Source organism: Arthrobacter crystallopoietes, from assembly GCF_017603825.1.
Classification (GTDB): domain Bacteria; phylum Actinomycetota; class Actinomycetes; order Actinomycetales; family Micrococcaceae; genus Crystallibacter; species Crystallibacter crystallopoietes_B.
This window is the reverse complement of the sequence record NZ_CP072014.1, coordinates 1,518,716-1,532,945: the sequence shown is the minus strand read 5'-3', so window position 1 is coordinate 1,532,945 and position 14,230 is coordinate 1,518,716. Positions and strand designations below refer to the sequence as shown.

Below are 14,230 nucleotides of genomic sequence, written 5' to 3'. Positions count from 1 at the left end.
GGCCCTCCATCGCTCCGGAGCAACTTTTCAAAGTTACCCGATCCTGCAGCAGTTCGCAAATCGCCTTCCGGCTGATTCCCGCTGCAACCACGGTCCCCGCAACCTCATCCGCACGGTAAATCGAACCGATTGAAAGTGATTGTTTTGAAGGGGTTGGCCTCCCTGCCTGCTAAGCGCTTTCGCTCCCTAGCTGCGGTGGCTTGGAAGACATTACACGCCTTCGCGGACCACTGCAAATCCGCCTCCGGGAACAGCACCGCCTGCCGCGGAAAACCGCGGATCCATGCGGATCCTCCCACTCCCGGATCCGCGGCACCGGCCCCGGCCGGCCGCGCACCCAACCCGGGCACCGCAGCAAACCGGGTTCGTTTTCCCCGAAAACGGACCCGGCGGCAAAGACGCCCGCAGCGCCGCCGCTGTGGCCAAGCACTCAGTACGCGCAGCTCCCCTGCCCGCATCCGTCCGGGATCCGCGCGGACCGCCCGCCGCCCGGACGCCACCGGCACCCTCGCGGCGAAAAGTGTGCTTAAAATCCAACACCAGCCAACACCGCCGCTGCACGGCAGCCGGCCCCACGCGGCCGGCAGGACCACCACCTGCCTGCCGGAGCGGAACCAGGAAGCGCCGGCCATCTGCGGCATCCGGACCAGGGCGCCGGCACGGCCCGCGGCAGGAGCACCGGGATCCCGGCCAGCCCCGGCCCCGGCGCAGCAGCTGCAGCCCGGCGGCAGCCGGAGCCCGGCACGGCAGGCCTGCAGCCAGGGCACCGGGAACGGCGTTGAGGTTATGCAGGTTGGCATGGTTACCGCCAACGGGCCCTAAAGCCAACGGGCCTTAAATGGGTGAAGGGCTCCACCGTCATGGTGGAGCCCTTCACGCTCAAAAGATGTCCGGCGGTGACCTACTCTCCCACACCCTCCCGGGTGCAGTACCATCGGCGCTGTGGGTCTTAGCTTCCGGGTTCGGAATGGGACCGGGCGTTTCCCCCACGCTATGACCGCCGTAACCCTTGCCACCCTCCGGGCCCGGTTCCGCGGGCTGGGGGTGAAACCTGTGGTTACATCAGTTCATGGTTGGACTGTATGCAATTGTGTGTTCCTGCGGACGGTTGTTGTCCGGGAACCACATAGTGGACGCGATGCACGTATCTTTTCCTTCCCCTGTATGTTGCCGGGAACCGTTTGAAGTCGGTTCGGCGGCCAGGGAAGTGTGTGGTGTAAGTTATCGGCCTATTAGTACCGGTCAGCTTCACAGGTCTTTAGTCCCTGCTTCCACATCCGGCCTATCAACCCAGTGGTCTGGCTGGGGGCCTCCCACACCTCGAGGGTGTATGGAAATCTCATCTTGAAGCCGGCTTCCCGCTTAGATGCTTTCAGCGGTTATCCAATCCGAACGTAGCTAATCAGCGATGCACTTGGCAGTACAACTGACACACCAGAGGTTCGTCCGTCCCGGTCCTCTCGTACTAAGGACAGACCTTCTCAAATTTCCTGCGCGCGCAGCGGATAGGGACCGAACTGTCTCACGACGTTCTAAACCCAGCTCGCGTACCGCTTTAATGGGCGAACAGCCCAACCCTTGGGACCTACTCCAGCCCCAGGATGCGACGAGCCGACATCGAGGTGCCAAACCATGCCGTCGATATGGACTCTTGGGCAAGATCAGCCTGTTATCCCCGAGGTACCTTTTATCCGTTGAGCGACGGCCATTCCACAATGTGCCGCCGGATCACTAGTCCCGACTTTCGTCCCTGCTTGAGATGTCTCTCTCACAGTCAAGCTCCCTTGTGCACTTACACTCGCCACCTGATTGCCAACCAGGCTGAGGGAACCTTTGGGCGCCTCCGTTACTCTTTAGGAGGCAACCGCCCCAGTTAAACTACCCATCAGGCACTGTCCCTGACCCGGATTACGGGCCGAAGTTAGATGTCCAGAGTGACCAGAGTGGTATTTCAACGATGACTCCACCCGAACTGGCGTCCGGGCTTCACAGTCTCCCACCTATCCTACACAAGCCACACCGAACACCAATACCAAACTATAGTAAAGGTCTCGGGGTCTTTCCGTCCTGCTGCGCGTAACGAGCATCTTTACTCGTAGTGCAATTTCGCCGAGTTTATGGTTGAGACAGCGGGGAAGTCGTTACTCCATTCGTGCAGGTCGGAACTTACCCGACAAGGAATTTCGCTACCTTAGGATGGTTATAGTTACCACCGCCGTTTACTGGGGCTTAAATTCTCAGCTTCGCCCCCGAAGGGGCTAACCGGTCCTCTTAACCTTCCAGCACCGGGCAGGAGTCAGTCCGTATACATCGTCTTGCGACTTCGCACGGACCTGTGTTTTTAGTAAACAGTCGCTTCCCCCTGGTCTCTGCGGCCCACACCCGCTCCACAGAGCAAGTCTGTATCACGGGGCAGGCCCCCCTTCTCCCGAAGTTACGGGGGCATTTTGCCGAGTTCCTTAACCATAATTCTCTCGATCGCCTTGGTATTCTCTACCTGATCACCTGTGTCGGTTTGGGGTACGGGCGGCTAAAACCTCGCGTCGATGCTTTTCTCGGCAGCATAGGATCACCAGATCCCCCCATACGGGGGTCCCGTCAGGTCTCAGGCTTAGTGAACGGCGGATTTGCCTACCGTTCGCCCTACATCCTTGGACCGGGACTACCATCGCCCGGCCTGGCTACCTTCCTGCGTCACACCTGTTAATACGCTTACCTCCCCGGTTCAGGTCCCGCGCGCCCCGCACATACTGGCCCCGAAGGGCACGGATGCACGGTTTGGACGGTTAGTATCACCGGCTCGGTATGGGCGGTTTTTCGCCGGTACGGGAATATCAACCCGTTGTCCATCGACTACGCCTGTCGGCCTCGCCTTAGGTCCCGACTTACCCAGGGCAGATTAGCTTGACCCTGGAACCCTTGATCATTCGGCGGACGGGTTTCCCACCCGTCTTTCGCTACTCATGCCTGCATTCTCACTCGTGTAGGCTCCACCGCTGGTTTCCACCGCGGCTTCACTGCCCACACGACGCTCCCCTACCCATCCACGCCCCTGAACCAAGGGAACAAGTCCCCGGCTTGGGTAATACATGAATGCCACAACTTCGGCGGTGTACTTGAGCCCCGCTACATTGTCGGCGCGGAATCACTTGACCAGTGAGCTATTACGCACTCTTTCAAGGATGGCTGCTTCTAAGCCAACCTCCTGGTTGTCTTCGCAACTCCACATCCTTTCCCACTTAGCACACGCTTAGGGGCCTTAGTTGGTGGTCTGGGCTGTTTCCCTCTCGACTATGAAGCTTATCCCCCACAGTCTCACTGCTGCGCTCTCACTTGCCGGCATTCGGAGTTTGGCTGACGTCAGTAACCTTGTAGGGCCCATCGGCCATCCAGTAGCTCTACCTCCGGCAAGAAACACGCAACGCTGCACCTAAATGCATTTCGGGGAGAACCAGCTATCACGGAGTTTGATTGGCCTTTCACCCCTACCCACAGCTCATCCCCTCCATTTTCAACTGAAGTGGGTTCGGTCCTCCACGCGCTCTTACACGCGCTTCAACCTGGCCATGGGTAGATCACTCCGCTTCGGGTCTAGATCACGCCACTGCAACGCCCTGTTCAGACTCGCTTTCGCTACGGCTTCCCCACACGGGTTAACCTCGCGACGTAACACTAACTCGCAGGCTCATTCTTCAAAAGGCACGCCGTCACAGCTGCTAGGGCTGCTCCGACGGATTGTAAGCACACGGTTTCAGGTACTGTTTCACTCCCCTCCCGGGGTACTTTTCACCTTTCCCTCACGGTACTTGTCCGCTATCGGTCATCAGGTAGTATTTAGGCTTACCAGGTGGTCCTGGCAGATTCGCACGGGATTTCTCGGGCCCCGTGCTACTTGGGATACTCTCCAAGCGGCAGCACACATTACGGTTACAGGGCTAACACCTTCTCCGGCCGGCCTTTCAAGACCGTTCACCTATGCATCTGCACTCACTTCAGCTGTCCGGCAGAACAGCAACGGAAAGTCCCGCAACCCCGGCCATGCAACGCCCGCCGGCTATCACACATGACTCGGTTTAGCCTCATCCGCGTTCGCTCGCCACTACTAACGGAATCACTGTTGTTTTCTCTTCCTGCGGGTACTGAGATGTTTCACTTCCCCGCGTTCCCTCCACGTACCCTATGTGTTCAGATACGGGTCACCAGGTAACACAAGTGCCCCTGGCGGGGTTTCCCCATTCGGACATCCTGGGATCAAAGTTCGGTTATCAACTCCCCCAGGCTTTTCGCAGATTCCCACGTCCTTCTTCGGCTCCTGATGCCAAGGCATCCACCGTGTGCTCTTAAAAACTTGACCACAAAAGATCAAAATCAGCATTTAATATCGAGAGAACCACAGATCCAAAACAGATCCAGGTTCATCAAAATTGCTTCTTTATAAGATGCTCGCGTCCACTATGTAGTTCTCAAACAACAACCCCGTCGCACCCATCCCCGCACCACGTATTCACCGTGGCCCGGACCCGGACTGCGCAGGAAACCAGAAACAAACAAACACCGGCCCATGAACGGCCGGTCCCTGTTGCCTCAGGACCCAACAGTGTGCCAAACAACAACCCCCCGGACAACCCCCACACGTTCCAGGCACCCCCGAAAGGACACCGTACTGGCATGGAAACCGCCAAAAGACCATCTATCCATTGATATTCCACCCTCGAGCACCCACCGCAGAACAAACGCCTGCGCAATGGGCTCTCCTGCAAACCGCACAACCAACACTCGGGAAGGTTCCGCTAAATTTGAGGCGCTCCTTAGAAAGGAGGTGATCCAGCCGCACCTTCCGGTACGGCTACCTTGTTACGACTTAGTCCCAATCGCCGGTCCCACCTTCGACGGCTCCCTCCCACAAGGGGTTAGGCCACCGGCTTCGGGTGTTACCAACTTTCGTGACTTGACGGGCGGTGTGTACAAGGCCCGGGAACGTATTCACCGCAGCGTTGCTGATCTGCGATTACTAGCGACTCCGACTTCATGAGGTCGAGTTGCAGACCTCAATCCGAACTGAGACCGGCTTTTTGGGATTAGCTCCACCTCACAGTATCGCAACCCTTTGTACCGGCCATTGTAGCATGCGTGAAGCCCAAGACATAAGGGGCATGATGATTTGACGTCGTCCCCACCTTCCTCCGAGTTGACCCCGGCAGTCTCCTATGAGTCCCCGCCATAACGCGCTGGCAACATAGAACGAGGGTTGCGCTCGTTGCGGGACTTAACCCAACATCTCACGACACGAGCTGACGACAACCATGCACCACCTGTAAACCAGCCCCGAAGGGAAACCGCATTTCTGCGGCGGTCCGGTCCATGTCAAGCCTTGGTAAGGTTCTTCGCGTTGCATCGAATTAATCCGCATGCTCCGCCGCTTGTGCGGGCCCCCGTCAATTCCTTTGAGTTTTAGCCTTGCGGCCGTACTCCCCAGGCGGGGCACTTAATGCGTTAGCTACGGCGCGGAAAACGTGGAATGTCCCCCACACCTAGTGCCCAACGTTTACGGCATGGACTACCAGGGTATCTAATCCTGTTCGCTCCCCATGCTTTCGCTCCTCAGCGTCAGTTACAGCCCAGAGACCTGCCTTCGCCATCGGTGTTCCTCCTGATATCTGCGCATTTCACCGCTACACCAGGAATTCCAGTCTCCCCTACTGCACTCTAGTCTGCCCGTACCCACTGCAGACCCGGGGTTGAGCCCCGGGCTTTCACAGCAGACGCGACAAACCGCCTACGAGCTCTTTACGCCCAATAATTCCGGACAACGCTTGCGCCCTACGTATTACCGCGGCTGCTGGCACGTAGTTAGCCGGCGCTTCTTCTGCAGGTACCGTCACTTTCGCTTCTTCCCTGCTGAAAGAGGTTTACAACCCGAAGGCCGTCATCCCTCACGCGGCGTCGCTGCATCAGGCTTTCGCCCATTGTGCAATATTCCCCACTGCTGCCTCCCGTAGGAGTCTGGGCCGTGTCTCAGTCCCAGTGTGGCCGGTCACCCTCTCAGGCCGGCTACCCGTCGTCGCCTTGGTGAGCCATTACCTCACCAACAAGCTGATAGGCCGCGAGTCCATCCAAAACCAAAAAATCTTTCCACCAACCACCATGCGGTGAAAGGTCGTATCCGGTATTAGACCCGGTTTCCCAGGCTTATCCCAGAGTCAAGGGCAGGTTACTCACGTGTTACTCACCCGTTCGCCACTAATCCCCGGTGCAAGCACCGGATCATCGTTCGACTTGCATGTGTTAAGCACGCCGCCAGCGTTCGTCCTGAGCCAGGATCAAACTCTCCGTTAATGTTTACTAACAGACACAACACCGGCCCCCGGGAAAACGGGAACCAGCACTGCACTAAATTCAAACCAGGCTAAAAAACATCGCGGAAACACCACGGAGGCGGTGCCCCACGACAATAATTCAACCAATAAAAAAATTGGTATCAACAAACTTGGCACACTATTGAGTTCTCAAACAACAGGAGCACCCGGCACCAGTCGGACCCTTCTTCAAGGCCCTCCATCGCTCCGGAGCAACTTTTCAAAGTTACCCGATCCTGCAGCAGTTCGCAAATCGCCTTCCGGCTGATTCCCGCTGCAACCACGGTCCCCGCAACCTCATCCGCACGGTAAATCGAACCGATTGAAAGTGATTGTTTTGAAGGGGTTGGCCTCCCTGCCTGCTAAGCGCTTTCGCTCCCTAGCTGCGGTGGCTTGGAAGACATTACACGCCTTCGCGGACCACTGCAAATCCGCCTCCGGGAACAGCACCGCCTGCCGCGGAAAACCGCGGATCCATGCGGATCCTCCCACTCCCGGATCCGCGGCACCGGCCCCGGCCGGCCGCGCACCCAACCCGGGCACCGCAGCAAACCGGGTTCGTTTTCCCCGAAAACGGACCCGGCGGCAAAGACGCCCGCAGCGCCGCCGCTGTGGCCAAGCACTCAGTACGCGCAGCTCCCCTGCCCGCATCCGTCCGGGATCCGCGCGGACCGCCCGCCGCCCGGACGCCACCGGCACCCTCGCGGCGAAAAGTGTGCTTAAAATCCAACACCAGCCAACACCGCCGCTGCACGGCAGCCGGCCCCACGCGGCCGGCAGGACCACCACCTGCCTGCCGGAGCGGAACCAGGAAGCGCCGGCCATCTGCGGCATCCGGACCAGGGCGCCGGCACGGCCCGCGGCAGGAGCACCGGGATCCCGGCCAGCCCCGGCCCCGGCGCAGCAGCTGCAGCCCGGCGGCAGCCGGAGCCCGGCACGGCAGGCCTGCAGCCAGGGCACCGGGAACGGCGTTGAGGTTATGCAGGTTGGCATGGTTACCGCCAACGGGCCCTAAAGCCAACGGGCCTTAAATGGGTGAAGGGCTCCACCGTCATGGTGGAGCCCTTCACGCTCAAAAGATGTCCGGCGGTGACCTACTCTCCCACACCCTCCCGGGTGCAGTACCATCGGCGCTGTGGGTCTTAGCTTCCGGGTTCGGAATGGGACCGGGCGTTTCCCCCACGCTATGACCGCCGTAACCCTTGCCACCCTCCGGGCCCGGTTCCGCGGGCTGGGGGTGAAACCTGTGGTTACATCAGTTCATGGTTGGACTGTATGCAATTGTGTGTTCCTGCGGACGGTTGTTGTCCGGGAACCACATAGTGGACGCGATGCACGTATCTTTTCCTTCCCCTGTATGTTGCCGGGAACCGTTTGAAGTCGGTTCGGCGGCCAGGGAAGTGTGTGGTGTAAGTTATCGGCCTATTAGTACCGGTCAGCTTCACAGGTCTTTAGTCCCTGCTTCCACATCCGGCCTATCAACCCAGTGGTCTGGCTGGGGGCCTCCCACACCTCGAGGGTGTATGGAAATCTCATCTTGAAGCCGGCTTCCCGCTTAGATGCTTTCAGCGGTTATCCAATCCGAACGTAGCTAATCAGCGATGCACTTGGCAGTACAACTGACACACCAGAGGTTCGTCCGTCCCGGTCCTCTCGTACTAAGGACAGACCTTCTCAAATTTCCTGCGCGCGCAGCGGATAGGGACCGAACTGTCTCACGACGTTCTAAACCCAGCTCGCGTACCGCTTTAATGGGCGAACAGCCCAACCCTTGGGACCTACTCCAGCCCCAGGATGCGACGAGCCGACATCGAGGTGCCAAACCATGCCGTCGATATGGACTCTTGGGCAAGATCAGCCTGTTATCCCCGAGGTACCTTTTATCCGTTGAGCGACGGCCATTCCACAATGTGCCGCCGGATCACTAGTCCCGACTTTCGTCCCTGCTTGAGATGTCTCTCTCACAGTCAAGCTCCCTTGTGCACTTACACTCGCCACCTGATTGCCAACCAGGCTGAGGGAACCTTTGGGCGCCTCCGTTACTCTTTAGGAGGCAACCGCCCCAGTTAAACTACCCATCAGGCACTGTCCCTGACCCGGATTACGGGCCGAAGTTAGATGTCCAGAGTGACCAGAGTGGTATTTCAACGATGACTCCACCCGAACTGGCGTCCGGGCTTCACAGTCTCCCACCTATCCTACACAAGCCACACCGAACACCAATACCAAACTATAGTAAAGGTCTCGGGGTCTTTCCGTCCTGCTGCGCGTAACGAGCATCTTTACTCGTAGTGCAATTTCGCCGAGTTTATGGTTGAGACAGCGGGGAAGTCGTTACTCCATTCGTGCAGGTCGGAACTTACCCGACAAGGAATTTCGCTACCTTAGGATGGTTATAGTTACCACCGCCGTTTACTGGGGCTTAAATTCTCAGCTTCGCCCCCGAAGGGGCTAACCGGTCCTCTTAACCTTCCAGCACCGGGCAGGAGTCAGTCCGTATACATCGTCTTGCGACTTCGCACGGACCTGTGTTTTTAGTAAACAGTCGCTTCCCCCTGGTCTCTGCGGCCCACACCCGCTCCACAGAGCAAGTCTGTATCACGGGGCAGGCCCCCCTTCTCCCGAAGTTACGGGGGCATTTTGCCGAGTTCCTTAACCATAATTCTCTCGATCGCCTTGGTATTCTCTACCTGATCACCTGTGTCGGTTTGGGGTACGGGCGGCTAAAACCTCGCGTCGATGCTTTTCTCGGCAGCATAGGATCACCAGATCCCCCCATACGGGGGTCCCGTCAGGTCTCAGGCTTAGTGAACGGCGGATTTGCCTACCGTTCGCCCTACATCCTTGGACCGGGACTACCATCGCCCGGCCTGGCTACCTTCCTGCGTCACACCTGTTAATACGCTTACCTCCCCGGTTCAGGTCCCGCGCGCCCCGCACATACTGGCCCCGAAGGGCACGGATGCACGGTTTGGACGGTTAGTATCACCGGCTCGGTATGGGCGGTTTTTCGCCGGTACGGGAATATCAACCCGTTGTCCATCGACTACGCCTGTCGGCCTCGCCTTAGGTCCCGACTTACCCAGGGCAGATTAGCTTGACCCTGGAACCCTTGATCATTCGGCGGACGGGTTTCCCACCCGTCTTTCGCTACTCATGCCTGCATTCTCACTCGTGTAGGCTCCACCGCTGGTTTCCACCGCGGCTTCACTGCCCACACGACGCTCCCCTACCCATCCACGCCCCTGAACCAAGGGAACAAGTCCCCGGCTTGGGTAATACATGAATGCCACAACTTCGGCGGTGTACTTGAGCCCCGCTACATTGTCGGCGCGGAATCACTTGACCAGTGAGCTATTACGCACTCTTTCAAGGATGGCTGCTTCTAAGCCAACCTCCTGGTTGTCTTCGCAACTCCACATCCTTTCCCACTTAGCACACGCTTAGGGGCCTTAGTTGGTGGTCTGGGCTGTTTCCCTCTCGACTATGAAGCTTATCCCCCACAGTCTCACTGCTGCGCTCTCACTTGCCGGCATTCGGAGTTTGGCTGACGTCAGTAACCTTGTAGGGCCCATCGGCCATCCAGTAGCTCTACCTCCGGCAAGAAACACGCAACGCTGCACCTAAATGCATTTCGGGGAGAACCAGCTATCACGGAGTTTGATTGGCCTTTCACCCCTACCCACAGCTCATCCCCTCCATTTTCAACTGAAGTGGGTTCGGTCCTCCACGCGCTCTTACACGCGCTTCAACCTGGCCATGGGTAGATCACTCCGCTTCGGGTCTAGATCACGCCACTGCAACGCCCTGTTCAGACTCGCTTTCGCTACGGCTTCCCCACACGGGTTAACCTCGCGACGTAACACTAACTCGCAGGCTCATTCTTCAAAAGGCACGCCGTCACAGCTGCTAGGGCTGCTCCGACGGATTGTAAGCACACGGTTTCAGGTACTGTTTCACTCCCCTCCCGGGGTACTTTTCACCTTTCCCTCACGGTACTTGTCCGCTATCGGTCATCAGGTAGTATTTAGGCTTACCAGGTGGTCCTGGCAGATTCGCACGGGATTTCTCGGGCCCCGTGCTACTTGGGATACTCTCCAAGCGGCAGCACACATTACGGTTACAGGGCTAACACCTTCTCCGGCCGGCCTTTCAAGACCGTTCACCTATGCATCTGCACTCACTTCAGCTGTCCGGCAGAACAGCAACGGAAAGTCCCGCAACCCCGGCCATGCAACGCCCGCCGGCTATCACACATGACTCGGTTTAGCCTCATCCGCGTTCGCTCGCCACTACTAACGGAATCACTGTTGTTTTCTCTTCCTGCGGGTACTGAGATGTTTCACTTCCCCGCGTTCCCTCCACGTACCCTATGTGTTCAGATACGGGTCACCAGGTAACACAAGTGCCCCTGGCGGGGTTTCCCCATTCGGACATCCTGGGATCAAAGTTCGGTTATCAACTCCCCCAGGCTTTTCGCAGATTCCCACGTCCTTCTTCGGCTCCTGATGCCAAGGCATCCACCGTGTGCTCTTAAAAACTTGACCACAAAAGATCAAAATCAGCATTTAATATCGAGAGAACCACAGATCCAAAACAGATCCAGGTTCATCAAAATTGCTTCTTTATAAGATGCTCGCGTCCACTATGTAGTTCTCAAACAACAACCCCGTCGCACCCATCCCCGCACCACGTATTCACCGTGGCCCGGACCCGGACTGCGCAGGAAACCAGAAACAAACAAACACCGGCCCATGAACGGCCGGTCCCTGTTGCCTCAGGACCCAACAGTGTGCCAAACAACAACCCCCCGGACAACCCCCACACGTTCCAGGCACCCCCGAAAGGACACCGTACTGGCATGGAAACCGCCAAAAGACCATCTATCCATTGATATTCCACCCTCGAGCACCCACCGCAGAACAAACGCCTGCGCAATGGGCTCTCCTGCAAACCGCACAACCAACACTCGGGAAGGTTCCGCTAAATTTGAGGCGCTCCTTAGAAAGGAGGTGATCCAGCCGCACCTTCCGGTACGGCTACCTTGTTACGACTTAGTCCCAATCGCCGGTCCCACCTTCGACGGCTCCCTCCCACAAGGGGTTAGGCCACCGGCTTCGGGTGTTACCAACTTTCGTGACTTGACGGGCGGTGTGTACAAGGCCCGGGAACGTATTCACCGCAGCGTTGCTGATCTGCGATTACTAGCGACTCCGACTTCATGAGGTCGAGTTGCAGACCTCAATCCGAACTGAGACCGGCTTTTTGGGATTAGCTCCACCTCACAGTATCGCAACCCTTTGTACCGGCCATTGTAGCATGCGTGAAGCCCAAGACATAAGGGGCATGATGATTTGACGTCGTCCCCACCTTCCTCCGAGTTGACCCCGGCAGTCTCCTATGAGTCCCCGCCATAACGCGCTGGCAACATAGAACGAGGGTTGCGCTCGTTGCGGGACTTAACCCAACATCTCACGACACGAGCTGACGACAACCATGCACCACCTGTAAACCAGCCCCGAAGGGAAACCGCATTTCTGCGGCGGTCCGGTCCATGTCAAGCCTTGGTAAGGTTCTTCGCGTTGCATCGAATTAATCCGCATGCTCCGCCGCTTGTGCGGGCCCCCGTCAATTCCTTTGAGTTTTAGCCTTGCGGCCGTACTCCCCAGGCGGGGCACTTAATGCGTTAGCTACGGCGCGGAAAACGTGGAATGTCCCCCACACCTAGTGCCCAACGTTTACGGCATGGACTACCAGGGTATCTAATCCTGTTCGCTCCCCATGCTTTCGCTCCTCAGCGTCAGTTACAGCCCAGAGACCTGCCTTCGCCATCGGTGTTCCTCCTGATATCTGCGCATTTCACCGCTACACCAGGAATTCCAGTCTCCCCTACTGCACTCTAGTCTGCCCGTACCCACTGCAGACCCGGGGTTGAGCCCCGGGCTTTCACAGCAGACGCGACAAACCGCCTACGAGCTCTTTACGCCCAATAATTCCGGACAACGCTTGCGCCCTACGTATTACCGCGGCTGCTGGCACGTAGTTAGCCGGCGCTTCTTCTGCAGGTACCGTCACTTTCGCTTCTTCCCTGCTGAAAGAGGTTTACAACCCGAAGGCCGTCATCCCTCACGCGGCGTCGCTGCATCAGGCTTTCGCCCATTGTGCAATATTCCCCACTGCTGCCTCCCGTAGGAGTCTGGGCCGTGTCTCAGTCCCAGTGTGGCCGGTCACCCTCTCAGGCCGGCTACCCGTCGTCGCCTTGGTGAGCCATTACCTCACCAACAAGCTGATAGGCCGCGAGTCCATCCAAAACCAAAAAATCTTTCCACCAACCACCATGCGGTGAAAGGTCGTATCCGGTATTAGACCCGGTTTCCCAGGCTTATCCCAGAGTCAAGGGCAGGTTACTCACGTGTTACTCACCCGTTCGCCACTAATCCCCGGTGCAAGCACCGGATCATCGTTCGACTTGCATGTGTTAAGCACGCCGCCAGCGTTCGTCCTGAGCCAGGATCAAACTCTCCGTTAATGTTTACTAACAGACACAACACCGGCCCCCGGGAAAACGGGAACCAGCACTGCACTAAATTCAAACCAGGCTAAAAAACATCGCGGAAACACCACGGAGGCGGTGCCCCACGACAATAATTCAACCAATAAAAAATTGGTATCAACAAACTTGGCACACTATTGAGTTCTCAAACAACAGGAGCACCCGGCACCAGTCGGACCCTTCTTCAAGGCCCTCCATCGCTCCGGAGCAACTTTTCAAAGTTACCCGATCCTGCAGCAGTTCGCAAATCGCCTTCCGGCTGATTCCCGCTGCAACCACGGTCCCCGCAACCTCATCCGCACGGTAAATCGAACCGATTGAAAGTGATTGTTTTGAAGGGGTTGGCCTCCCTGCCTGCTAAGCGCTTTCGCTCCCTAGCTGCGGTGGCTTGGAAGACATTACACGCCTTCGCGGACCACTGCAAATCCGCCTCCGGGAACAGCACCGCCTGCCGCGGAAAACCGCGGATCCATGCGGATCCTCCCACTCCCGGATCCGCGGCACCGGCCCCGGCCGGCCGCGCACCCAACCCGGGCACCGCAGCAAACCGGGTTCGTTTTCCCCGAAAACGGACCCGGCGGCAAAGACGCCCGCAGCGCCGCCGCTGTGGCCAAGCACTCAGTACGCGCAGCTCCCCTGCCCGCATCCGTCCGGGATCCGCGCGGACCGCCCGCCGCCCGGACGCCACCGGCACCCTCGCGGCGAAAAGTGTGCTTAAAATCCAACACCAGCCAACACCGCCGCTGCACGGCAGCCGGCCCCACGCGGCCGGCAGGACCACCACCTGCCTGCCGGAGCGGAACCAGGAAGCGCCGGCCATCTGCGGCATCCGGACCAGGGCGCCGGCACGGCCCGCGGCAGGAGCACCGGGATCCCGGCCAGCCCCGGCCCCGGCGCAGCAGCTGCAGCCCGGCGGCAGCCGGAGCCCGGCACGGCAGGCCTGCAGCCAGGGCACCGGGAACGGCGTTGAGGTTATGCAGGTTGGCATGGTTACCGCCAACGGGCCCTAAAGCCAACGGGCCTTAAATGGGTGAAGGGCTCCACCGTCATGGTGGAGCCCTTCACGCTCAAAAGATGTCCGGCGGTGACCTACTCTCCCACACCCTCCCGGGTGCAGTACCATCGGCGCTGTGGGTCTTAGCTTCCGGGTTCGGAATGGGACCGGGCGTTTCCCCCACGCTATGACCGCCGTAACCCTTGCCACCCTCCGGGCCCGGTTCCGCGGGCTGGGGGTGAAACCTGTGGTTACATCAGTTCATGGTTGGACTGTATGCAATTGTGTGTTCCTGCGGACGGTTGTTGTCCGGGAACCACATAGTGG

Annotated in this window: 3 protein-coding genes and 7 rRNA genes; 3 read left to right on the top strand and 7 right to left on the bottom strand. The window is 58.5% G+C overall.

All coding sequences use genetic code 11. The features are described from left to right. The first annotated feature begins 522 nt into the window (after positions 1-522). Positions 523-822 (top strand): hypothetical protein, encoded by a 300-nt coding sequence (locus tag J5251_RS07040; RefSeq protein WP_208575616.1) that lies wholly within the window; start codon positions 523-525, stop codon positions 820-822. A gap of 66 nt (positions 823-888) precedes the next feature. Here J5251_RS07040 and rrf (J5251_RS07035) read toward each other — a convergent pair. The 3 genes from rrf (J5251_RS07035) to J5251_RS07025 form a co-directional block, all read right to left on the bottom strand. Further along, a 5S ribosomal RNA gene (gene rrf / locus J5251_RS07035) occupies positions 889-1,005 on the bottom strand. 206 nt (positions 1,006-1,211) lie between these two features. Further along, a 23S ribosomal RNA gene (locus J5251_RS07030) occupies positions 1,212-4,354 on the bottom strand. A gap of 458 nt (positions 4,355-4,812) precedes the next feature. Further along, a 16S ribosomal RNA gene (locus J5251_RS07025) occupies positions 4,813-6,336 on the bottom strand. A gap of 735 nt (positions 6,337-7,071) precedes the next feature. Here J5251_RS07025 and J5251_RS07020 point away from each other — a divergent pair. Further along, positions 7,072-7,371, top strand: a complete 300-nt coding sequence (locus J5251_RS07020) for a hypothetical protein (protein ID WP_208575616.1) — start codon at positions 7,072-7,074, stop codon at positions 7,369-7,371. Positions 7,372-7,437: 66 nt separating this feature from the next. On the opposite strand, the gene rrf (J5251_RS07015) is transcribed toward J5251_RS07020, so the two are convergent. The 3 genes from rrf (J5251_RS07015) to J5251_RS07005 all read right to left on the bottom strand — a co-directional run bounded on the left by rrf (J5251_RS07015) (position 7,438) and on the right by J5251_RS07005 (position 12,885). Next, positions 7,438-7,554 (bottom strand): 5S ribosomal RNA (rrf, locus tag J5251_RS07015). A 206-nt stretch (positions 7,555-7,760) separates the two neighbouring features. Beyond that, a 23S ribosomal RNA gene (locus tag J5251_RS07010) occupies positions 7,761-10,903 on the bottom strand. Between the two features lie 458 nt (positions 10,904-11,361). Beyond that, a 16S ribosomal RNA gene (locus tag J5251_RS07005) occupies positions 11,362-12,885 on the bottom strand. Positions 12,886-13,619: 734 nt separating this feature from the next. Here J5251_RS07005 and J5251_RS07000 point away from each other — a divergent pair. Next, positions 13,620-13,919, top strand: a complete 300-nt coding sequence (locus J5251_RS07000; protein ID WP_208575616.1) for a hypothetical protein — start codon at positions 13,620-13,622, stop codon at positions 13,917-13,919. Positions 13,920-13,985: 66 nt separating this feature from the next. Here J5251_RS07000 and rrf (J5251_RS06995) read toward each other — a convergent pair. After that, positions 13,986-14,102 (bottom strand): 5S ribosomal RNA (gene rrf, locus J5251_RS06995). The 16S, 23S and 5S rRNA genes sit together here, the layout of an rRNA operon. Positions 14,103-14,230 lie beyond the last annotated feature (128 nt).